Annotated in this window: 23 protein-coding genes; 6 read left to right on the plus strand and 17 right to left on the minus strand. The window is 72.4% G+C overall.

The genetic code is table 11. The features are described 5' to 3' along the window. Window positions 1-101: 101 nt before the first annotated feature. Genes ADK60_RS10710 through ADK60_RS10720 form a run of 3 tightly spaced genes read right to left on the minus strand, consistent with a single transcriptional unit; the run spans window position 102 to window position 3,575 of the window. Window positions 102-1,502, minus strand: a complete 1,401-nt coding sequence (locus ADK60_RS10710) for an aspartate aminotransferase family protein (protein ID WP_053645164.1) — start codon at window positions 1,500-1,502, stop codon at window positions 102-104. Continuing rightward, the gene (locus tag ADK60_RS10715) at window positions 1,489-2,496 is read right to left on the minus strand and encodes a lysylphosphatidylglycerol synthase domain-containing protein (protein ID WP_053645166.1); all 1,008 of its coding nucleotides are present in this window, start codon (window positions 2,494-2,496) and stop codon (window positions 1,489-1,491) included. The genes ADK60_RS10710 and ADK60_RS10715 overlap by 14 nt, the downstream gene beginning before the upstream one ends. Next, the gene (locus ADK60_RS10720) at window positions 2,496-3,575 is read right to left on the minus strand and encodes a glycosyltransferase family 2 protein (protein WP_063783113.1); all 1,080 of its coding nucleotides are present in this window, start codon (window positions 3,573-3,575) and stop codon (window positions 2,496-2,498) included. Before ADK60_RS10720 ends, ADK60_RS10715 begins: the two co-directional genes overlap by 1 nt. 113 nt (window positions 3,576-3,688) lie before the next feature. Here ADK60_RS10720 and ADK60_RS10725 point away from each other — a divergent pair, with 113 nt between their 5' ends. Together ADK60_RS10725 and ADK60_RS10730 are read left to right on the plus strand one after the other, a co-directional pair. Further along, a complete protein-coding gene (locus ADK60_RS10725; RefSeq protein ID WP_159400383.1) occupies window positions 3,689-4,843 on the plus strand; it encodes an endonuclease/exonuclease/phosphatase family protein in 1,155 nt (384 codons plus the stop codon). Then, window positions 4,818-5,471: a hypothetical protein gene (locus ADK60_RS10730; RefSeq protein ID WP_053645172.1), complete on the plus strand. Its 654-nt coding sequence runs from the start codon at window positions 4,818-4,820 to the stop codon at window positions 5,469-5,471. Before ADK60_RS10725 ends, ADK60_RS10730 begins: the two co-directional genes overlap by 26 nt. Window positions 5,472-5,530: 59 nt before the next feature. Here the strand turns inward: ADK60_RS10730 and ADK60_RS10735 are convergent, their stop codons facing one another. From ADK60_RS10735 to ADK60_RS10750, 4 genes are all read right to left on the minus strand, one after another. After that, a complete protein-coding gene (locus ADK60_RS10735) occupies window positions 5,531-6,469 on the minus strand; it encodes an aldo/keto reductase (RefSeq protein WP_107094577.1) in 939 nt (312 codons plus the stop codon). A gap of 78 nt (window positions 6,470-6,547) precedes the next feature. After that, the gene (locus tag ADK60_RS10740; protein ID WP_053645175.1) at window positions 6,548-6,742 is read right to left on the minus strand and encodes a hypothetical protein; all 195 of its coding nucleotides are present in this window, start codon (window positions 6,740-6,742) and stop codon (window positions 6,548-6,550) included. After that, a complete protein-coding gene (locus ADK60_RS10745; RefSeq protein ID WP_053645178.1) occupies window positions 6,739-7,779 on the minus strand; it encodes a hypothetical protein in 1,041 nt (346 codons plus the stop codon). Before ADK60_RS10745 ends, ADK60_RS10740 begins: the two co-directional genes overlap by 4 nt. A gap of 153 nt (window positions 7,780-7,932) precedes the next feature. Continuing rightward, window positions 7,933-8,652, minus strand: a complete 720-nt coding sequence (locus ADK60_RS10750; RefSeq protein ID WP_053645180.1) for a TetR/AcrR family transcriptional regulator — start codon at window positions 8,650-8,652, stop codon at window positions 7,933-7,935. 182 nt (window positions 8,653-8,834) lie between these two features. Here ADK60_RS10750 and ADK60_RS10755 point away from each other — a divergent pair, with 182 nt between their 5' ends. Beyond that, window positions 8,835-9,464: a DUF4386 domain-containing protein gene (locus ADK60_RS10755; RefSeq protein WP_234371027.1), complete on the plus strand. Its 630-nt coding sequence runs from the start codon at window positions 8,835-8,837 to the stop codon at window positions 9,462-9,464. Between the two features lie 48 nt (window positions 9,465-9,512). Here the strand turns inward: ADK60_RS10755 and ADK60_RS10760 are convergent, their stop codons facing one another. Next, window positions 9,513-9,863, minus strand: a complete 351-nt coding sequence (locus ADK60_RS10760; RefSeq protein ID WP_053645184.1) for a hypothetical protein — start codon at window positions 9,861-9,863, stop codon at window positions 9,513-9,515. Window positions 9,864-10,241: 378 nt separating this feature from the next. On the opposite strand from ADK60_RS10760, the gene ADK60_RS10765 reads away from it, so the two are divergent. Next, window positions 10,242-11,051 (plus strand): thioesterase family protein, encoded by an 810-nt coding sequence (locus ADK60_RS10765; RefSeq protein ID WP_053645186.1) that lies wholly within the window; start codon window positions 10,242-10,244, stop codon window positions 11,049-11,051. Here the strand turns inward: ADK60_RS10765 and ADK60_RS10770 are convergent. Next, window positions 11,026-11,751, minus strand: coding sequence for an NADPH-dependent F420 reductase (locus ADK60_RS10770; protein WP_053645188.1), 726 nt, complete (start codon window positions 11,749-11,751; stop codon window positions 11,026-11,028). The genes ADK60_RS10765 and ADK60_RS10770 overlap by 26 nt on opposite strands. Window positions 11,752-11,838: 87 nt before the next feature. Here ADK60_RS10770 and ADK60_RS10775 point away from each other — a divergent pair, with 87 nt between their 5' ends. Beyond that, the gene (locus ADK60_RS10775; protein ID WP_053645190.1) at window positions 11,839-12,240 is read left to right on the plus strand and encodes a winged helix-turn-helix transcriptional regulator; all 402 of its coding nucleotides are present in this window, start codon (window positions 11,839-11,841) and stop codon (window positions 12,238-12,240) included. Between the two features lie 100 nt (window positions 12,241-12,340). Here the strand turns inward: ADK60_RS10775 and ADK60_RS10780 are convergent, their stop codons facing one another. The 7 genes from ADK60_RS10780 to ADK60_RS10815 all read right to left on the minus strand — a co-directional run bounded on the left by ADK60_RS10780 (window position 12,341) and on the right by ADK60_RS10815 (window position 18,592). Further along, complete coding sequence (locus tag ADK60_RS10780; RefSeq protein ID WP_199839638.1) at window positions 12,341-12,712, minus strand: thiol-disulfide oxidoreductase DCC family protein; 372 nt, start codon at window positions 12,710-12,712, stop codon at window positions 12,341-12,343. 33 nt (window positions 12,713-12,745) lie between these two features. Continuing rightward, the gene (locus tag ADK60_RS10785) at window positions 12,746-13,882 is read right to left on the minus strand and encodes an HTTM domain-containing protein (protein WP_079008230.1); all 1,137 of its coding nucleotides are present in this window, start codon (window positions 13,880-13,882) and stop codon (window positions 12,746-12,748) included. Beyond that, complete coding sequence (locus ADK60_RS10790; RefSeq protein WP_353651737.1) at window positions 13,872-14,666, minus strand: DUF5819 family protein; 795 nt, start codon at window positions 14,664-14,666, stop codon at window positions 13,872-13,874. Before ADK60_RS10790 ends, ADK60_RS10785 begins: the two co-directional genes overlap by 11 nt. A gap of 63 nt (window positions 14,667-14,729) precedes the next feature. After that, window positions 14,730-15,770: an ice-binding family protein gene (locus ADK60_RS41690; protein ID WP_079008231.1), complete on the minus strand. Its 1,041-nt coding sequence runs from the start codon at window positions 15,768-15,770 to the stop codon at window positions 14,730-14,732. A gap of 451 nt (window positions 15,771-16,221) precedes the next feature. Beyond that, the gene (locus tag ADK60_RS10805) at window positions 16,222-17,007 is read right to left on the minus strand and encodes an alpha/beta fold hydrolase (protein ID WP_053645194.1); all 786 of its coding nucleotides are present in this window, start codon (window positions 17,005-17,007) and stop codon (window positions 16,222-16,224) included. Between the two features lie 55 nt (window positions 17,008-17,062). Beyond that, window positions 17,063-17,602 carry a YrhB domain-containing protein gene (locus ADK60_RS10810; RefSeq protein ID WP_053645196.1) on the minus strand — a complete coding sequence of 180 codons (540 nt, stop codon included), beginning with the start codon at window positions 17,600-17,602 and terminating at the stop codon, window positions 17,063-17,065. A gap of 150 nt (window positions 17,603-17,752) precedes the next feature. Continuing rightward, on the minus strand, window positions 17,753-18,592 hold the full coding sequence (locus ADK60_RS10815) for an SDR family oxidoreductase (RefSeq protein WP_053645198.1): 840 nt from the start codon (window positions 18,590-18,592) through the stop codon (window positions 17,753-17,755). A gap of 93 nt (window positions 18,593-18,685) precedes the next feature. On the opposite strand from ADK60_RS10815, the gene ADK60_RS10820 reads away from it, so the two are divergent. Beyond that, complete coding sequence (locus ADK60_RS10820) at window positions 18,686-19,048, plus strand: winged helix-turn-helix transcriptional regulator (protein WP_053645200.1); 363 nt, start codon at window positions 18,686-18,688, stop codon at window positions 19,046-19,048. Between the two features lie 41 nt (window positions 19,049-19,089). Here ADK60_RS10820 and ADK60_RS10825 read toward each other — a convergent pair. Beyond that, window positions 19,090-19,625: phosphatidylserine decarboxylase (locus tag ADK60_RS10825; RefSeq protein WP_053645202.1), on the minus strand; the 536-nt coding region annotated here is incomplete at its 5' end.

The following is a 19,625-nucleotide window of genomic DNA, read 5'->3' on the forward strand; positions in this document are numbered from 1 at the left end:
CCCCCCCGCCGGGCGGGCGTCGGGGCCCGTGTCGGGGCGGGCGTCGGGGCGAGGGCCTGCGTCGGGACGGTCGTCGGGACGGGCGTCGGGGCCGGTCGGGGTCACCACTGCGAGGCCACCTTCTGCTTGACGAAGCGGGTGACCAGTCGGCCGAGCCCCTCGTCGAGGACGGTGCCGAGGGCGTCCACGGTCCGCTCGACGTCGGCCGGTTCGGTGATCAGGGACGGCCCGATGATCAGCGGATTACGGCCGTTGAGGGTGTAGTAGGCGAAGATGCCGTGGTCCTGGTAGAGGGCGCTGATGACGGCGCAGGTGACCAGCTTGGTCTTGAACCGGGGGTCGCGCGCCATCCCGCCGGGCGCGAGCTTGGCGACCAGGTCGAGGATCCGCGGCCCGCCGTCGATGAACACCCCCCACAGGGCACCCGCGCCGTCCACCCGGGCGACGGTGTCCGGGTGCTCCTCGGCGAGCCGCCGCAGGCCCGGTTCGAGGACGGCGCCGATCGCCCGGGCCCGGGCCGGGTAGTCGTCCTCGATCGCGATGTTGACGGCCTCCAGGGCGGTGGCGCACTCCTCGCCGAAGCCGTAGTAGGTGGTCGAGGTGGACTGCAGCAGGGCGTCGCCGAGGTTGTCGTAGGCCTTGCGGAAGATCGGTTCGCGGGCGACGAACGCCGAGACGGAGGACTTGCCGCCGCCGAAGGACTTGGAGGTGGTGAGCACGTCCGGCAGCAGGCCCGGGTAGCGCATGAAGTGGAACAGGGTGCCGGTCTTGCCCCAGCCGGTGTAGATCTCGTCGAAGATCAGCACGATCCTCTCCCGGTCGCACAGCTCGCGCAGCCCGCGCAGGAACTCCTCCGAGCAGGCCTCGATGGTGGAGGCGCTGAACGGCTCGATCAGGATCGCGTAGACGTCGCCGGGGTGGGCGGCCACGGCGCGCCGCACGGAGGCGAGGTCGTTGTAGGTGAAGGTGTCGATGCCGGGGATGGTGGGGAACGCGAACTGCGACTGCCCGGTGAGGCCGCCGGAGCCGAGGAGCTTGCCGTGGAAGGCGCGGTCCGCGCGCAGCACCGTCCGGCGCTTGCCGTTGTGGTACTTGAACGCGAGCTTGACGGCGCCCTCGACCGCCTCGGCACCGGAGTTGGGGAGGAAGGACATCGACAGGTCGCCGGGCAGCACCTCGGCGAGGTTGTGGCCCAGGGCGGCGAGGTAGGGCGAGAAGTAGGTCTTGTGGACCTCCATCCGGCGCTCGCGGGCGAAGCGCTCCCGGACGGCGAGGATGCGGGGGTGGTTGTGGCCGTGGTTGAGCACGCCCACGCCGCCGGTGACGTCCAGGATCCGCCGGCCGTCGGTGAGGGTGAGGTGGGCGCCCTCGGCGTGCGCGACCAGCTCGCGGCCGAAGCCGAAGGAGGTCATCAGCGAGACCTGGCTCTTGTTCACGTAGCGGCGGTACAGGTCGTGCACCTCGCCGACCTCGAACCGTTCGGCGTCGTCAAGGGTGTACACGGGAGTCTCCGATCGGGGTGGGGGCGGGGGTGGGGGTGGAACTGGCTGTGCTGTCGGCGGGGGTGCGGGTGACCGGGGCGCCGAGCCGGGCCCGGGCCAGCGCCAGGACGACGGCGGAGCTGCCGAGTTCGGCGACCACGCAGACGACGCGGCTGGCGACGGCCGCCGTCGCCGCGGTGCCGTCGGGCAGCGCGGTCGCGAGCGCGGCGGCGATGGTCAGCTCGCGCACGCCCCAGCCGTCGGGGACCACCACGGCGAGGCTGCTCACCACCGTGGCGAGCGCGAACGCCCCGATCGCCGGCCCCGCGGAGCTCACGGCCGGCGCGCCGAGGGCGATCGCCAGGAACCACAGGTGCAGCCCGGACACCAGCCAGGAGGCGACCGCCAGCGCGATCGCCCGGCGGACGGCGGTGTCCGGCGGCGGCTCCACGGTGCGGCGGGCCAGCCGGGCGAGCGCCACCACCGGCCGGGTCGCCAGCGCGGGCCTGACCACGCAGGCGAGCAGGCCGAGGACGGGCAGGACCAGCCAGAACCACTGCCCCGGTAGGACGGCGGGCGCGGCGAACAGGCTGACGCAGGCTCCGGTGAGGACGGTGAGCGCGAGGCTCAGCAGATAGGCGGAGGTCATCGCGGCGGCCGGCACGCCCACCGCACGGCCGTGGGTGACATGGGTGACCACGCCCCACACCCGGCCGGGCAGGTACTTGGACAGCTGGCCGAGGAAGTAGATCCGGGCCGCGAGCAGTCCCCGGACCGGTCCCGGCGTGCCGGGGGCACTGCCCGGCGGCGCGGGCACCAGCACCCGCCAGGCGTGCACCGCGAGGACCAGGCCGCCGACGTTGGCGGCCAGTGCGGCGAGCAGCAGCGGCACCGCGTCGGCGCGGGCGAGGGCACGGGCGGCGACCGGGCCCTCGTGCCGCAGCAGCAGGCCGACGCCGACCAGGGCGGCCAGCACGATGGCGGGGGTGAGGAGAGCGCGCAGCCGTTCCGCCATCAGTTCCGCTCCCCCGTCGTGTGCGGTGCCGCCTGCACTGTCGCCCGCCGCCCCGGCAGCAGCATCCGCAGGGCGCCGACGCCCGCGCCGGTCAGCAGCGAGCCGACGACCAGGAAGTGCACGCCCGCCGCGTACGGCGCGAACGCCGCCCCGTGCCGCCGGGCGGCGAACCGCAGCAGTCCCGCGTTGGCGGCGCAGAAGGCGGCCAGCCCGGCGGCCGGCAGCACCGGCCACCGGCCGGCCAGCGGCAGCGCGGCCAGCGTGAACGCGGCCGTCGCGACCGAGGCCGGGCTGTTGGCGGTGAGGTTGCGCCGCCCGCCGCGCCGCGACGAGGCGAGCGCGGGCACCAGCAGCAGCGCGCGCCGGTAGGTCTCGGCGAGCAGCGGGCCGAGCCGTTCGACCTCGTCGTGGTGGGCGACCACCCGGTCCGTGAGCACGATCCGGTAGTGCGGGGCCAGCCGGTCGCTGAGTTCGAGGTCCTCGGAGTCGCGCAGGCTCTCGTCGAAGCCGCCGATCCGCTCGAACACCTCGCGCCGCACCGCCGCCTGGGCGAAGAACGCCGTCTCCACCACACCGGCGCCGCGTACCCGCCACCAGTGCGCGTGCAGGACCCGGTAGCGCTCCACCGGTCCGTCGTCGAAGAGCGGTTCCGGGGCGATCACCCCGTGTACGCAGCCGCATTCCGGATCCTTTTCCAGGATTTCCAGCGCATTCGCCACCGAATCGGGTGTCAGGGCCTCGTCGGAATCCAGGAAGAAGATCACCTCACCGGTCGCGGCCGCGATTCCGGCATTCCGCGCGGCGGAAACACCGCGATTCGGCCACTGCCGGATCAGCTCGCACGGCGGGCCCCCGGCAGGGCCCCTGGCGGAGCCCCCGGCAGGGCCCCCGGCAGGGCCGCCGTCGACCGCATCGGCCGTGTAGGCCTGGGCGATCCTGGCGGTGGCGTCGGTGGATCCGTCGTCGACCACGATCACCTGGTGCGGCCGGTGGGTCTGGGCGTACACGGAGTCCAGGCAGGCCGAAAGGGTTCGGGCCGCGTTGTGGGCCGGGACGACGACCGTCACGGAAAAGGTCATGGGCCCAGTTCAGGCGGACCGCGTATCGGGCGGATATCGTCCCCGTATCGGGGGCGTCCGGGTGCTGGGCACCGGAATTCGGGTGCGCGGCCCGCCCTGCTACGCTCCGCCGCATGGATCCGGATTCCGTTTCCCCCCGCTCCCGGCATTCCACGGGTGTGCGCCTGCTGGTGGCCGCCACCGCGCTGTGGGCGGCGTTCCTGGCGCTGGACCTCCTGGCGAACGGGCGGTGGTGGTTCTGGCTGATACCCGGACTGGCGCCGCCGCTGCTGTTCCTCGCCGTTCCGGTGACGCTGCTCGCGCTGGCGTGGACGCTCCCGGCCGCCGGCTCGGGCCTGCGGCGGTGGCTGGTGCCGACGGCGGTCCTGCTGCTGGTCGCCGCACTGCCCCGGACCGGCCTCAACTGGTCGGCCCTGAAGCCGGGTTCGGCCGCCGCCCCGGCCGGCCCTGGGATCACCGTCTTCTCCTGGAACACCGAGTACTGGGACACCACCGACGGCCCGGACGCCTTCTACCGCTTCCTGCACGCCCAGGACGCCGACGTCTACCTGCTCCAGGAGTACCTGGCGTGGGTGCACGGGACGCACACACCGATCGACGAACTCGACCGGATCCGGCGGGAGTTCCCCGGCTACCAGGTGGTGGCGGCCGGCGAGCTGGTCACCCTGTCCCGCTTCCCGGTGCTCGCCACGCCGACCGTAGGACCGGCGGTGGCGACGGACGCGCCCTGGTCGGAGGTCTTCACCCGGCGCAAGGTGCTGCGCACCGACCTCGACGTCCGGGGCCGCGCCGTCTCCTTCTACAACGTGCACATCCCGGTCCAGGTGGACACCCGGGAGTCGGTGTTCGGCCGCGCCTTCTACCGGGTGGTGCGCGGGGCCGACGCGGCCCGCCGCGAGCAGTTCGCGGCCCTGGAGCGCGACACCGCCGCCAACTCCCGTCCCCTGCTGGTCGCCGGGGACTTCAACACCAGCCCCGCGATGGGCGACCTCGACCCGCTCCGCGCCCGCCTGCACGACGCCCGCGCGGCGAGCGGCGACCTCTACCCCGGCAGCTGGGGCGGCGTCCTGGGCGCCGACTGGTGGCGCCTCGACTGGGCGTTCACCAACGACGGGGCGGCGGTGGACCACTACGCCTTCGTCGACGACGGGGGGCTGTCCGACCACCGGGGCCAGCAGCTGCGGATCTCGCTGCCGCACCGGGGGCAGGACCGCTGTCGGTGGCACGTGCTTGAATCCTGGTGTGCACGACACCCACGACATCCCTGACCTGCGAGGACTCCTCGCCCGCCTGCCCGACCCCGCTTCGCTGCGCGACCGGTGCCGGGGGCTCGCCATGCTCGAAGCGATCCTCGGCCCCGACTGGGAGGACCGCTACTACTCCTTCGACCCGCAGTGGGGCGAGGGCGAGGAGACGGCGTCGATGCGCAACGGGGAGGGCGACGACTGGTTCATGGTCTTCTCCGACGCCGGCGTGTACGCGCGCGGCCTCGACCGCACCGCGCCGAACGCCGCGCCGCAGCTGCTCCCCGAGGTGCCCGGGCCGTTCCGCGCCCAGGCGGAGGAGCCGGCCTTCGGCGGGGGGGACGGCGTGCCGCTCGCCACCGTCTGCTTCTGGCACGGCACCGGGGGCGACGACGGGTGGCAGGCGCCCTCGGCCGCGCCGACGGGCGGGGTGGAGCTGTTCGCCCTGCTGGCCGCCGCCGACCCGGCGCGGGCGTACCTGGAGTGGGCCGAGGAGTACTACGAGCCCGAGCACGCCCCCGAGCCGGCGGCGGTCGCGCACGTGCTCGCCCTGCGCCCGCTCACGGCGGCGGTCGTGGCGGCCATCGACCCGGACGTCGAACTGGCCGATCTCGCCGAGGACATCGCCGCAATCGGCTACCCGACGACCTGAGCAGGCCGTTCCCGGGGGCCCTCGACCGGGCCCCCGGGTTCGCGGGTTCGCGGGTTCGACTACAGCGCGGCCTCGTCCAGCCGCTTCCGCTGCTCCGCCGTGAGCGTCAGGTCGAGGGCGCCGAGCGCCTCGTCCAGCTGGGCGGCCCGGCTCACGCCGACCAGCGGCAGGATCCTTGCCTCGTGGTCGAGCAGCCAGCTGAGCGCCACCTGGTTGACGGTCGTCCCGGTCTCCTCCGCCACCGCCCGCAGCGCGGCGAGACGCCTCGGCGTGCCCGGGTGGTCGTAGGCGGCGCCGATCTCGACGTCCTCGCGGGTGAGCCCGCCGGAGAGCAGCGGGCTGTAGACCCAGAGCCGCAGATCCCCCTCGGAGCTTACGTAGTCCAGGAGTTCGGACGTCACGTGCACATGGGCGGAGGACAGCAGCGGCACGTCGAAGCGCGGCTGGAGGTACGAGTAGCGGTACTGCAGGTGCGAGTAGCGCGGTCCGTCCCCGGCGAGCGCACGGGCCCGCTCCACCCGCCACACGGCGTGGTTGCTGGCGCCGACCGCACCCGCCTTGCCGGCGGTCACCAGCCCGGCGAGGGCCTCCACGGTCTCGGCGAGCGGCACCGAACGGTCCTCGATGTGCGTCCAGTACACCTCGACGCGGTCCGTGCCGAGCCGCCGCAGACTGCCTTCGATACCCGCCCGGATCGCCTTCTCCGACAGCCCCTCGGCCGCCTCCAGTCCGGCCCCCGGCACGGTGGGCCGGGCACCGACCTTGGTGCTGATGACGACCTGGTCGCGGACCTTGCGGCTGGCCAGCCAGCGGCCGATGACGGCCTCGCTCTCGTCACCGGTGGCGCCGTCGAGCCAGAACGCGTAGTTGTTCGCGGTGTCGAGGACGGTACCGCCGCCCTCGACGAAGCGGTCCAGGATCCGGAACGAGGTCTCCTCGTCGACGATCGTGCCGAAGCCCAAAGTGCCCAGGACGACGGTGCGCTGAGGAATGGTCATGGTTGTGCGTCCTCCCGTTGTGGTCTGGACCATTCAAGACGTTATCGCGATCACCCGCAACAGCTTCCGCCGACCCGCTCACCCCCCGAACACGAACACCAGCGCCCCGAGCACCACCAGCATGCTCCCCCCGAACGCCGACCCGGCCCACAGCACCGCCTCCCCGGCCCGCACCCCGAGCCGGGAGCGGAGGATGAACACCAGCAGCGCGGCGACGGTGGAGACGAGGACGGCGACCAGCAGCCACACGAGCCGCGCGCCAGCGGCGGTCACCGCTCGCTCCGAACGGGGGCGCGGTCGAACGTAGCGTGCAGAACATCAAGGATTTCCATCCCACCACCATTCGACCCATCGGGATAGATGCTCGCCAATCGAGATGACATCGCCAATGCTGCATTTTCGGCATATACACCGTCATGATCGGCCAGCCAGTATAGGGGATCCTCGCCGTCCTCCAACAACGCCAGCTCCAGCCCATTGAGGCATCCCACCGCGGCATTCCGGACCAAGGGCCAAGGCCTGCGGCTGCGATCCTCCCATCTCCTCCCATCGAGCTCATCGTCCAACACGACCAACATGGCCATGACCATTGCCTCGTACGGGTCGACCCTCAGGGGTTCTCGCATGCGACGTGCGGCGGACCTGCCGACATAACTCCAGGTTGCTCCGTCCGCCTCGCCGGGCAGATCGAGCAATCCCTTCAAATAGTCACGGTCAGTCTCGTACGGCATACCCGCACGAGGCCTCTGCTGGTAAAGCTGCTGATATCGCATCAGCAGCTCGTCGCTTAGCTCATCCGCCCGAACGGCCGCGAGCAGGTTTGCGAGTCCTGCAAGTTCATCCATGGCATCAGCCATCAACCCCAGGCATCTGTTCGGCCATCGCACATTTCCGGATCGTACGGCGCACCCCAACATCACTGGTAGGCGGACCACGACATAGGCGAGGGAGGTTCGCACCTGATCACAGACCGGGTCCGGCATCCGCTCCAGGTCGTACTTCGCGAACCCCCTTCCGGGGAACCGCGACCCGATCGTCCGAAGTCGCTCGGTATCGGCGCGAAGCAGGTTCCGGATGCCCCGCGAGCTTCCACCCTCTCGCTCCAGGTGCGCCCCAATCACACCCACGAGATAGCCGATCGTGTCCATCGCATCACCTGTGCGGTACATGCACATCCGCACCCAATCGTGATGGCCGAGCACGGAGTACTTCAGGATGCCCTGGAGCTGGTCAACGACCTCAAGCGTGCAACGAACTGCAGCGAGTTGAAGGTGCGGCGGCATGGCATCGCCGAAGGTGTGTCGCGGCATCGTGCTTCCTCTGGCATGCGCCGCCCGTGCCTCGGCACATGCTCATGGGCACGGTGGACCGAGGGTGATCGCGATGACTCAACTTCCGGCCGTCACAGGCGCCATGGGCACGGGCCACAACGCACAGCCGCGGCCGTCGCCACGGCCGTGGCATCACTGTACGGCACGACGCGCCCCCGCCGAGGTCCAATCGGCCAGGTGCAGGCGCTCGATGCCGTCGAGCAGGACGTCCAGGGCGAATTCGAACTCGAACTGGTCGTCGCAGCCGCCGCCGACCGCCGTGCCGTCCTCCGCCGCGTGCTCCGCGTGCGCGGCGGAGGCGGCGACCTCGGCGATGTGCGGGTAGCGGGCGGCGAGTTGGGCCGCGACACGGGGATCGGGGGCCGCTTCCGGGGAGGCGTCGAAGAGTTCCTGGGTGAAGCCCAGGAGCCGGCCGCCGAGGGCGTGCATCGCGTGATGGGCGAGGTCGGCGGAGAGGCCGCCGGCCCGGAACAGGCCGATCACCGCGTCCAGGTGGCCGAGTACCGCGGGCGTCGGTGCGGGCAGCGACTCGATGACGCGCGGCGCCCACGGGTGGCGGCGCAGGGCCCGGCGGGCGGACAGGATGCGTTCGCGCACGGCCCCCTTCCAGTCGGCGCCGGCGGCGGGCGGGTCGATCCCGCCGACAACGGTGTCGACCATGCCGGCGAGCAGTTCCTCCTTGTTGGCGACGTGCTTGTAGAGCGCCATCGGCACCACGCCCAGCTCCAGGGCGAGTTTGCGCATGCTCAGCGCGTCGGTGCCGCCCGCCTCGCGGTCGGCGAAGGCCACGGCGGCGGCCAGTACGCGTTCCCGGTTCAGCGGGGTGCGGCGCACCCCTTCGCTCTCGCTCATCTCCGGATCCTCTTTCGTCGGCTCTCTGGTCGGCTCTCTCGTCGGCTTGACGAGTGTACGGCGTACGCCTACGGTGAGCCCCAGGTGTACGCCGTACACCTGGGGTCGACGGAGAGGGGCTGGTTCTGGTGAAGGCGACCGGGGACAGAAAGACGGCGGTAATCACGGGCGCACTGTTCCTCGTGACCGAAGTGGCTGCGATCGCCGGGATGTTGCTGTACCGGCCCGCGCTGGACGGCGCCGCGTACGTGGCCGGGTCCGGTGCGGACGGCCGGGTCGCGGCGGGGGCGCTGTGCGAGGTGGTGCTGGTGCTGGCGGTGATCGGCACCGGGGTGGCGCTGTACCCGGTGCTGCGGCGCCAGCAGGAGGCGCTGGCGCTCGGCTACGTCTGCGGGCGGCTGCTGGAGGCCGCGGTGATCGCGGTCGGCATCGTCAGCATGCTCGCCGTCGTCACCCTGCGGCAGGACGCCGGCGCCGGGGCGGCCACCGCCGCCCGCGCCCTGGTCGCCGTCCACGACTGGACGTTCCTGCTCGGCCCCAACGTCGTCCTGGGCGCCAACTCGCTCGCCCTGGCGTTCCTGATGCACCGCTCACGGCTGGTGCCCCGCCCCGTCGCCCTGCTCGGCCTGATCGGCGGCCCGCTGATCCTCGCCTCGGCGGTGGCCGTGCTGTTCGGCCTCTACCCGCAGGTGTCGACGATCGGCTCGCTGGCCGCCCTCCCGGTCTTCGCCTGGGAGGTCACCCTGGCCGTCCGCCTCATCGCCAAGGGCTTCACCCCGGCGGCCCACCGCCCGGTCGTCCTGGCGAGCTGAACCCGCCACCCCGCGCGGGAAGTCGGCCCACCCGACTTCCCGCACCGCTCACCGGGTCGTCCGCTCCCACGGGACGTCCCGGTGCAGCAGTGCCCGCTCCAGCGACTCACCGGAGCGGCGGGCGTACAGCGTGCGCTCGCGCACCTCGTGCCGGGTGCGGGGCCGGTAACCCGGGCCGCCGCAGCAGCTCTTGTGGAAGCCGACGCCCGCGTTCAGCAGCAGCGTGAGGGTGCGCCAGGCCGCGGCGTCCCGACGCGGCGGCGCCGCGAAGGCGGAGCCCGCGTGGATCAGCGCACCGGCACAGCGCGGACAGCGCCGCTCCTCCGTCCACCTGCCGTACGCCTGCTTGTACGAGGCCCGGCAGGGCAGGCAGACGAAGGAGGTCTTGCTGTGAGCCATGCGCCCCAGCCTACGATCCGCCCCTGCTCCCCCTCGACAGCTTTTCCACCGCCGGCCCGATCCCCGTACGCCTCCGGGGCTCCGTCGACGAGCAGACCGAACAGCCCCTCGGCACCGTCCGTCCCGCCGGGCCCGAACTCCACCGGCCCGCACCGCCACTCCTCGGCGCCGCGGGCGATCCCGCGGCAGCGGGCACGGAGCTCGGCCGGATCGGGCAGCAGGGGCAGGAGGTCGCGCACGGTCATGGCCCACAGTCAACAGCGCACCACTGACACCGCCGCGCCCCCGAGCGTGTGCGGGAGATCACGGCGACCCGGGCCGCCGGGGGAGCCTACGATTCGTGACCGATGCACCTGTCCCGGCCGAGGAGCGGATCCCGTGAGCAGCAGCGACCTCGCGCGTGAGAGTTACTACCAGCGAACCGGTGCCCGGGCGTTCAAGCCGACCGCGCACGCGGGTGGGGCGTGGAGCGCCGACGAGCAGCACTTCAGTCCGCTGGCCGGGCTGGTGGTGCACGCGATCGACCGGTGGCTGGCGGAGCGGCCCGGGGGCGACGGGGGGCTGACGCTCGGGCGGATCGGTTACGACATCCTCGGCCGCATCGCGCTCGACGAGTGCGAGATCACCGTGGAGTCCGTCCGTCCCGGGCGGACCATCGAGCTCCTGGAAGCGACCGTGCTGATCGGCGGCCGGGCCGTGGTCCGGGCCCGGGCCTGGCTGCTGGCCACCCTGGACACCTCCGCCGTCGCCGACAGCCCGATCGAGCCGCTGCCCGCGCCCGGGGAACTCGCGCCGTGGGCGATGGACGAGGAGTGGGACGGCGGCTATGTCGCCTCGGTCGACCTCCGCCGGGTGCCGCCGACCCGCCGCGGCCGTACGGCGGCCTGGATCTCCTCGCGGGTGGACCTGGTCGCGGGCGAGCCGAGCAGCGCCCTCGCGTCCTTCGTCGCGCTGGTGGACACGGCGAACGGCATCGCCGTGCAGCAGGACCCGGCCGAGTGGATGTTCCCCAATGTCGATCTGACCGTCCATCTGCACCGGCAGCCGCGCGGCCCCTGGACCGGTCTGGACACCACGGCCAGTTTCGGCCCGACCGGCCAGGGCCTCACCAGCAGCGTGCTGCACGATGTCGACGGCCCGGTCGGTCAGGCCGAACAGATCCTCACCGTCCGCCCGCAGCCCCGGTAGCCGCCGTCCCGCCGGCCGCTGTCCCGTCAGCCGCCGTTCCGGCCCCGCTCGCCGCCGGTTCGCCGCTCGCGTGGGACAGCGGCGGCGCGATCGCCTGCACGTCCGCGCCCTCGCCGACCCACAGGCCGATGAACAGCGCCGCGGTCGCCTCCAGCAGGCCCGCCCGGTCGAGACCGCCGGCCGCCACCGGCCGGCAGCCCGCGTCCCGCACCAGCTCGGACACCCGGGCGAGGGCCGCCGCGTCGTCCCCGCACAGCGGTACCGCCAACGGCCTGCCGTCGAAGACCGGCGGCCGCATCCGCCACACGTCCTCGTGGCAGAGGTTGAACGCCTTGACCACCTCGGCCCCCGGCGCCGCCCCGGCCAACTGCCGCGCGGCCGAAGGCCCGCCGTCCGTCAGCAGCCGGAAGCCGGGGCCGACGGGGTTGGAGCAGTCGACCAGCACCGTGCCGTCCAGCTCCGCGCGCAGCTCCCGCACCACCTCCGCCCCGGCGCCGTAGGGCAGCGCGGCCAGCACCACCTCGCCGGCGGCGGCCGCCGCCCGCAGCCCGGCGGCCCGCGCGCCGCCCCCGATCCGTCGGGCGAGGCGGTCCGCGGCGGCGGTGTCCCGCCCGCCGACCGTCACCTCGTGCCCGGCCCGCGCCCAGTGGGTCGCGAGCGCGTCCGCCATGTTGCCCGTGCCCAGCACGCCGATCCTCATCACGCCGTCCTCCGTGTCACCGGGAGCTCGCGGTCCGACTCCCTGTCCCCCGTGACGCTAGAGAACCCGTCAGGCACCATTCGGTGCGTGACCACTCGTACCTTCCTCGCCGACTGCCGCGCCCGCCTCGCCTTCGACCTGCTCTCCAACACCTGGAACGCCGTGGTCCTCTGGGCGCTGCAGGACGGCCCGCTGCGACCGGTCGAACTGCGGGAGCAGATCGGCGGGATCAGTTCCAAGGTGCTGACGGAGACCCTGCGCCGCCTCCAGTTCAACGGCCTGGTCGACCGCCGGCCCCTGCCCGGCGCCCCGCCCCGCGTCGAGTACCGGCTCACCGAGCTGGGCCGCAGCTTCCTCGGGCCGATCGAGGCCGTGGGCGCCTGGGCGTTCGAGCGCGGCGACGAGGTCATGGCCGCCCAGGAGCGCGGCGAGGCCGGGGCCGGGGACGATGCCGGGGACCATGCCGGGGCCGGGGCCGGGTCGGCGTGACCTCCTCGTCCACGGCTTCCCGGGCCTTCGCATCCGCGGCGACCGGCCGTTCGCCGAGGTGGGTCGGCCGCCGCTCGCTGTCAGGTCCTCCAGGAGACGCTCAGAGCGTGCAGCTGTGCTCCCAAGGCCCAGGGATCCGATGTCTGTTCCTGGCGACGAGCCAGTAGACCCCGGCCGCCATCCGGGCGATTCCGGGCAGCGACAGCAGGCGGCCCGCGGCACGGGCGCCGGCGTTGCCGGTCCGGGCCCAGGCCGCGAAGGCGGCGGCACCGCCGTGGCGTCGGTCGCCCTGGACGAACCACATTCGGGCCCTGGCCTGGTCCTCGGTCAGCCCGTAGGCCGTCAGATCGGCTCCCTGCCAGGGTTGGACCACGCCGGCCAGGGCCAGGCGCGGCACGAGGAAGCGGATGGCTGCGCGACAGAAGCCACAGCTGCCGTCGTAGACGATCACTGGCGACATGGTGTCGGACATGCTCCGCCCTCCCTGTCCTGCGGGGCCGGCTCTTCAGCCGGCCGATCCGGTCTGCGGCGGTACGGGCGTGGCTTCCGCCGTGAACAACGCCCTCACCCTGCCTTCCGTTGTTCGCCGCAGGATGCTCCGGCAGGCGTGTCCCAGGGCCGTCCAGAAGCGGTCCGGCAGGAACACGGCATCCGCGATGATCATTGCTCCGGAGAAGACCGGGAGTCCCAGGAGAACCGCGATGCCCACGTGCATGCCGAGCAGCATGGTGAGCACGAGGTACTTGTACCTGCCGAACAGGACGAACGGAAAGGCCACTTGCAGCAGCACGGTCGCATAGCTCGCGACGGCGACCAGCATCGGACGGCTGTCCACCAGGAGCGACAGCGCGGGCCACGGCCGGAACAGGTCGAGGTTCAGGACGTAGTGGAGGGCGGTTCCGCTTCCCCAGGAGCCGCCCTGCACCTTGTACAGTCCTGCGGATCCGTAGAGGAAGCAGACCTGAGCCGCGATGACAAACATGCCGCAGTTGTGCAGCACCGTGGTCAGGAGCCGGCGCGCGTAGCCGACCTGCCCCACCAGGCCGCCTGCTCCGCGACTTCCGGCCGATCGCGCGGCTCTGCCCTGGGACGCTCGGATCCGGGCTCTGCGCGCATCGAGGGACCAGCGTCGGCCGCACGCGGTGAAGGGCAGGTACAGGGCCATCAGCAGGATGAGGTTGTCGCCTCCGTCCGTCATGAAGACGGCCCTGGCGTGGAAGGAGGCGACCACGATCGCGAACAGGACGGACACCGCCCGGGTGTGCCAGCCGAGCATGAACACCGCGGCGGTGACCAGAGCCAGCGCGTAACAGGCCTCGAAGTACGCCTGACTGTCGGACAGGGTCAGGATGCTGGACCAGTCCGTCTGGTGGAACAGCTCGACGGCCAGTGCGGGCGTCCACGGCGAGCCGGGACCCCAGATCTCGTCGCGGTGCGGGAACTCCCTCAGCAGGAGGACGAGGTAGAGCAGCCCGTACCCGATGCGCAGCACCGCAGCCGCGTAGAGGGAGATCGGCGACCCGGTCAGGACGGTGCGCGGCGCTCCGAGGCGATCGAGCAGCGGCTGCGCGTGCGCGGCCGAGGCTGGTGCGGCCGGCTGGTGCGGTGCGGGCGCCACGCGGGGTGCCTGCTCAGTTTCCATCGGATGCCACCTTCCACCAGGGCAGGTACCTGGTCTGGGTCGGTGTGCTGGGACGGCGGCCGGCTGATGTGTCGGCGGCGATCGGCCGTGTGATCACCCGCAACTGGATGTCCTCGAATGCTTTGTGCCGGTCGGCGGGTACACGGTTCACTGCGATGTTGCGCAGGTACTTCTGCAGTATCAGGGCTCGTTCCGACTTCGAATGGTCATCGTTCCCGTGCGATGCGGCATAGACGTCCCAGGCGCGGCGCAGCATGTTCTGGGAGGTGTGGCTCGGGAAAACGTTGTGGTTGACGGCGGAATCGTCGACGGCGGTCAGGTCGAACCAGTCACTGACCTCGCGGCTGCCCTCGGGAGAGGTGTGGAGGGTTCTCGCGGAAATCTGCTGAGTGACCGATTGCGGATCCGGGGCGAAGAGTCGCCAGTTCTGCTCGAACAGCGGGTAGATCCAGGCATTGATGTACTTGCCGTAGCGCTGCGACACTGCGTTCGAAGGGGCGACGAACAGAAACACCATGACCACGTGGACAAGAGCGACCGCCGTACACAGGGCTGCAGCGGTCCTCACGGACGCCCGCAGCGGGCGCGGCAGACTGGCAAAGCCCGGGGGCCCGCCGGATTCCCCGGCCGAAGACGGGACCTCCACATCCCGTGGGCAGCCGGCACCGGCCAAGGTGTCGCGCCCAGTGGTTTCCATCTTCGTTGCTCCCCTCGCACGCACGCCGCTGTGATCTTCTGAATGCCTGCCCGGTGCCACCCCCGAGCGGCACGCGACGATCTGCATGGGATTCGTCGTGTGCCGCTCGGGGCCGCCTTCACCGAGCGGGCGACTGCCTCGCAGTCACCGTCACGGGCACGGCTCCGGCGGGCACGGCTCGGGCGGGCACGGCTCGGGCGGGCAGTCCCCGCCGGTCGTACCGCCGGTGGTCCCACCGGTCGTACCGCCAGTGGTCCCGCCCGTGGTCCCGCCGGTCGTACCGCCCGTAGTGCCACCGGTCGTACCGCCAGTGGTCCCGCCGGTCGTCCCACCAGTGGTCCCGCCGGTCGTCCCACCCGTGGTGCCACCGGTCGTACCGCCAGTGGTCCCACCGGTCGTCCCACCCGTAGTGCCGCCGGTGGTCCCACCAGTCGTACCGCCAGTGGTCCCGCCGGCACACGTCTCACGGGTGATCGTGTTGGTGTCCAGCGTCACCGACCCGTTCCGGGCCAGGGCCCGACCGTCGATGGTCGCCCCCGTGGTCACGGTGATCGACGTGAGGGCCAGGATGTTGCCCACGAAGGTGGAACTGGTGCCGAGCGTGGCGGAGCTTCCGATCTGCCAGAAGACATTGCAGGGTGCGGCGCCATTGATCAGGTTCACCTGGCTGGCGGAAGCGGTCGTCAGGGTCGATCCGACCTGGAACACCCAGACGGCGTTCGGGTCGCCACCCGCGTCCAGAGTGAGCGTTCCGGTGAGCCCGATGGAGGAGGAGGCGTTGTAGACGCCCGGGACGAGCGTCTGGCCGCCGAGGTCTCCCGGCGAGATGAGGCTGGCGTCCATGGCCTGGCCGGCGGCGTTGTCGTAGGCCACGGTCAGGTCGCTCTGGGCCTGCAGGGCGACCTCGTCCGCCGAGTGGATGGTTCCGTCCACCGTGCCGGGCGGGAATCCGCTGACGGCTGTCCCGGGGCTCACCCCGAGGTCTCCGGTGATCACGGAAGGACCGGTGTTGCTGACCGACTGACCGCCCAGGACCGCGAAACTGCTCGCTGTACCCAGGGAAATGGGTGAAGCGACAGCTTGTGCCCGTACGGGCGCCAACGCCACGGCGGCGCCGGCAATCAATGCCACCGCCGCGATCCAGCCGGACAGCGTTCGCCAGTAAGGCGAACTGGAGAATCTCAGTGTCATCTGGTACCAATCTCTCGTGTGAACACGTGACGGGCATTCCGCGCCCTGAGCAATCGCGTCAAGAGGCTTCTGGTTCGAAGGCTTCACCAGGATCCGGCAGGTCCTGAGGCTCTGTTCGACGGTCGCCTAGAAAGAGAGTGGACCGCAGGATTCCCGCGCACCGTTAGGACACGATCTACTTGGCGGACTTCAGTAGAACGGCAGAGGAACGGCGAATATCATAAAAGCATATTGGTATAGCCGAATGTCCTCGGCTGTCCTACCGGAACGAAGGCCCCGACCGCTGAGCGGTCGGGGCCTTCGTGGTGGCTGGACAGCCATGGCGGAGGACACGAGATTCGGCCTCGTGAGGTCGACCTCCAGGACGTGGCCGCCATCGTGCTCGGCGGCGGCCACCGCCCGTACGGACAGCGCCGGCCCGGCACCCGGCACCGTCCCTCGGCGCGGGCGCTCAGCGGGCGAGGAACGGCTCCAGGGCGGCGACGAGTTCGGTGGGCGCGTCCAGGGCGACGAGGTGGGCGGCGGTGGCGAACTCGACCAGGGTGGCACCCGGGATCTCGGTGGCGTAGCGGCGGGCGATGTCCTGGAAGTCGGGGACGTCGAGCCGCCCGACGCCGACCAGGGTGGGGACGGCGACGGCGGACACCTCGCGGGCCGAGGGGCCCTGGGAGTGCTCGCCCACCACGGACTGGTTCACCAGCGAGGTCCGCATAGGGTCGCGGAGCCGGTCGGCCAGTCCGTCGGCCGCCTCGTCCCAGCCGCGGGCCGGGCCGCGCAGCCACATGTCGAGGTTCACCCGGACCGCGGCGTCGAGGTCGCCGGCCTCCAGCGCGGCGGTCTCGGCCTCGTCGTAGGCGATCATGTCGGCGGACCAGTCGTAGCCCGGCCACGGTGCCGCGAGCAGCGCGAGGGAGTGGACGCGGTCCGGGTGGGCGAGTGTGAACTCCACGGCCACCCGGCCGCCCCAGGAGGCGCCGACGAGTCGGACCCGGTCGTGGCCGAGGTGGTCCAGGAGGCGGAGCAGGTCGTCGGTCTCGCGGAACGGCCCGGTGGGGGGCGCGGACTCGCCGAAGCCCCGCAGGTCGTACCGGACGACGGTGTGGCGCTCGGCGAGGGCGGGCACGACGGCGTCCCACATCCGGTGGTCGGCGACGCCGGCGTGCACGAGGACGACGGGCGGTCCGTCGCCGGAGACGACGTAGGAGAGGTGGCCGAGCTCGTCGGGAAGAGTGATCATCCGCGCATCGTCGCAGCTCGGACCTGTCCGTGGCCAGCCAATTCGGCCCGGGTGGCTACTGCTCGACGGGCCCGGACAGCGTCTCGACGGGCAGCAGCGGCCACCTCGGCTCCTTGCGGGTGAGGCTTGCCAGCTCCTCCGGCGGTTCGGCGCCCTCGCGCACGGCCACGAGGTACTCCCTGGCCTGCCGCAGGCTCAGCTTCGGCGCCTGCTTGCGCAGCTGCCCCATCGCGGCGACGGCCCCGGCGGAGCGGAGGAGGGCGCGGACCTCGGCGGCCAGCGGGTCGGGGCGGCGGACGCCCTTGGCCTGGAGGAGGTAGTGGTCCTCCCAGCCCTCGTCCAGGTCCCGGGCATTGGGGACGAAGTGCAGGCTCCCGTCCTCCCGGTCGACCAGCACATGGCTGCCGCCGCCCCCGAAGCTCGACCGCGCGTCCCCGGTCCGGGCGAAGGCGGCGGTGTCCCAGAAGGCCAGCCAGCCGACGCTGTGCTCCTCCACCGCGTAGACGGCCACCTCGGGCGCCGGGCCGTCCCACGGCCACTCCCTCACGGCCAGGTAGGACTCGACGAGTTCGATCGCGCGTTGCCTGCTGATCACGCTCCTATCGTCCCGGACGGGTCAAGTGCCTTTCGGATGGCCGGGCGCGCACAGGAAGTCGGCCCGTCCGACCTCCTGTGCACACCCGCTCGCCCGCTCGCCCCGCTTACCCGCGTGCCCCGCGCTCCCCGCGCTCCCCGCGCTCCCCGCTCAGCGGAACGCGTCGACGTGCCGCGCCGCCCAGTCGGCGAAGGGCCTCGCCTCGCGGCCCAGCACCTCCCGGACGCCCGGGGCAACCCCCAGTTCGGCGGCGCTCGGGGCGCCGAGGATGTCGAGGGTGTCCTCGGCGAGCTCCACCGGCATGCTCCGGGCCATCGCGGCCGCGGCCTCCTCGCGGGACAGCTCGTGGAACCGCAGCGGCACCCCGAGCGCGGCGGAGAGCGCCGCCGTCTGCCCGCGCGGGCTGATCACTTCCGGGCCGGTCAGCTCGTACTCCCCGCCGATGTACCGGTCCTCCAGCAGGCAGGCGGCCGCGACCTCGGCGATGTCCGCCGGGTCGACGACCGGCGTCGCGACGTCGCCGAACGGCGCCACGACGGTCCGCCCCGTCCGGACGGACTCGGCCCACCACAGCGCGTTGGAGGCGAAGCCGCCCGGCCGCACGATCGCCCACTCCGGGACGGACTCACGGACCACGTCCTCCAGCGCGCGCATCGCGATCCGGGTCGGACCGAACGGCCTGGTCACCACGCCCTGGGTGGAGAGCAGGACGATCCGCCGGACCCCGGCCGCCGCCGCCCGGCCGACCAGCTCGGCCGGAGCGCCGACCGGGCCGTGCAGATCGCCCGAGAGCAGCAGGAACAGTGCCTTCGCCTCCGTCAGCACGGGCTCCAGGGCGGCCGGCTCGGCCAGATCGGCCGTCAGCCGGCGGACGCCGTCCGGCACCGGCGCCGGACGCCGCGACACCGCCGTCACCCGCTCGCCCGCCTCCGCCAGCGCCCGCGTCAGCGGCCTGCCGATGTTTCCGGTGGCCCCGGTCACCACGATCATGGTCAGCTCCTCGTTCATCGCCCGGTGGGACTGCCGACGCTAGAGCTGCTGGCTTACCGTTTGTAAGGACATACCCCGGGGTAAGCTCCGGACATGACGGAAGGTGTGCAGCTGGAACGCGGTGCGACCGGCAAGCGGTATGAGGTGTTTCACACCCACTGCGCGGCGCGCGACACGGTCGACCATGTGACCAGCCGGTGGGGCGTCTGGGTGCTGATCGCCCTGCAGAGCAACGATCTGCGGTTCTTCGAACTGCGCGACAGCATCCGGGGCATCAGCGAGAAGATGCTCGCGCAGACCCTGCGGGCGCTGGTCCAGGACGGCCTGGTGTGGCGGGTGGTCGAGCCGACGACACCGCCCCAGGTCACCTACGGGCTCACCGAGTTCGGCCGGGACGTCGGCGAGCCCTTGCAGGACCTCCTCGGCCGGATCACCCGCCGGCTCGAACCGTCCTGATCACCGGGGCCGGGCGCCGGGCCTGATTCCGCCGGGCCCGGTCACGCATCGGCGCCCGCCCGCCGCCGGCCGGACACCCACACGGCCCCGGCCACCACCAGCGCCGTGCCCAGCGCGTACACCGGCAGCCACCGGGTCGTCGTCGCCGACAGGCAGTCGTCGACCGCCACCCGGCTCTGCTGCTCCTGCTCGTAGGCGAGTGCCTGCGGGTCGGCGTCCGCCAGGTCCGCCAGCGCGGCCCGGGTGTGCAGGCTCTCGTACCGGCCCGCCTGCACGCAGCTGTCCCGGGTGCCCGGCATCGGGAACAGCCAGTCCCAGCGCTGCAACGCCGGCGCCAGCGCCAGCGCCACGCACAGGCCGACCACCAGCGAGTACGCCGCCAGGCTCCAGCCGTACGCCGACACCCGGCCCGACGCCCGGGACGGCACCCGGCCCGGCGCGAGGTCCGGAGCACGGACCGGCACCCGGCCGAAGGCGAGGACGACCGCGAGCAGCGTCAGCCCCAGATAGGTGGAGAACCACTGCCAGGAGCCCTCGGCGAGCGAGAACGCCAGGACCACACCGAGCGCGGTGCCGA

Origin of the sequence: Streptomyces sp. XY431 (assembly GCF_001279805.1) — a bacterium.
In the GTDB taxonomy this organism is placed as follows: Bacteria; Actinomycetota; Actinomycetes; order Streptomycetales; family Streptomycetaceae; genus Kitasatospora; species Kitasatospora purpeofusca.

Excerpts from the sequence above, each read along its gene's own strand:
- ADK60_RS10715 (WP_053645166.1), bottom strand. The coding sequence starts at position 2,496 with ATGGCGGAACGGCTGCGCGCTCTCCTCACCCCCGCCATCGTGCTGGCC.
- ADK60_RS10720 (WP_063783113.1), bottom strand. The coding sequence starts at position 3,575 with ATGACCTTTTCCGTGACGGTCGTCGTCCCGGCCCACAACGCGGCCCGA.
- ADK60_RS10725 (WP_159400383.1), top strand. The coding sequence starts at position 3,689 with ATGGATCCGGATTCCGTTTCCCCCCGCTCCCGGCATTCCACGGGTGTG.
- ADK60_RS10735 (WP_107094577.1), bottom strand. The coding sequence starts at position 6,469 with ATGACCATTCCTCAGCGCACCGTCGTCCTGGGCACTTTGGGCTTCGGC.
- ADK60_RS10745 (WP_053645178.1), bottom strand. The coding sequence starts at position 7,779 with ATGCCGCGACACACCTTCGGCGATGCCATGCCGCCGCACCTTCAACTC.
- ADK60_RS10750 (WP_053645180.1), bottom strand. The coding sequence starts at position 8,652 with ATGAGCGAGAGCGAAGGGGTGCGCCGCACCCCGCTGAACCGGGAACGC.
- ADK60_RS10760 (WP_053645184.1), bottom strand. The coding sequence starts at position 9,863 with ATGGCTCACAGCAAGACCTCCTTCGTCTGCCTGCCCTGCCGGGCCTCG.
- ADK60_RS10770 (WP_053645188.1), bottom strand. The coding sequence starts at position 11,751 with ATGAGGATCGGCGTGCTGGGCACGGGCAACATGGCGGACGCGCTCGCG.
- ADK60_RS10780 (WP_199839638.1), bottom strand. The coding sequence starts at position 12,712 with ATGTCCGACACCATGTCGCCAGTGATCGTCTACGACGGCAGCTGTGGC.
- ADK60_RS10785 (WP_079008230.1), bottom strand. The coding sequence starts at position 13,882 with ATGGAAACTGAGCAGGCACCCCGCGTGGCGCCCGCACCGCACCAGCCG.
- ADK60_RS10790 (WP_353651737.1), bottom strand. The coding sequence starts at position 14,666 with ATGCAGATCGTCGCGTGCCGCTCGGGGGTGGCACCGGGCAGGCATTCA.
- ADK60_RS41690 (WP_079008231.1), bottom strand. The coding sequence starts at position 15,770 with ATGACACTGAGATTCTCCAGTTCGCCTTACTGGCGAACGCTGTCCGGC.
- ADK60_RS10805 (WP_053645194.1), bottom strand. The coding sequence starts at position 17,007 with ATGATCACTCTTCCCGACGAGCTCGGCCACCTCTCCTACGTCGTCTCC.
- ADK60_RS10815 (WP_053645198.1), bottom strand. The coding sequence starts at position 18,592 with ATGATCGTGGTGACCGGGGCCACCGGAAACATCGGCAGGCCGCTGACG.
- ADK60_RS10820 (WP_053645200.1), top strand. The coding sequence starts at position 18,686 with ATGACGGAAGGTGTGCAGCTGGAACGCGGTGCGACCGGCAAGCGGTAT.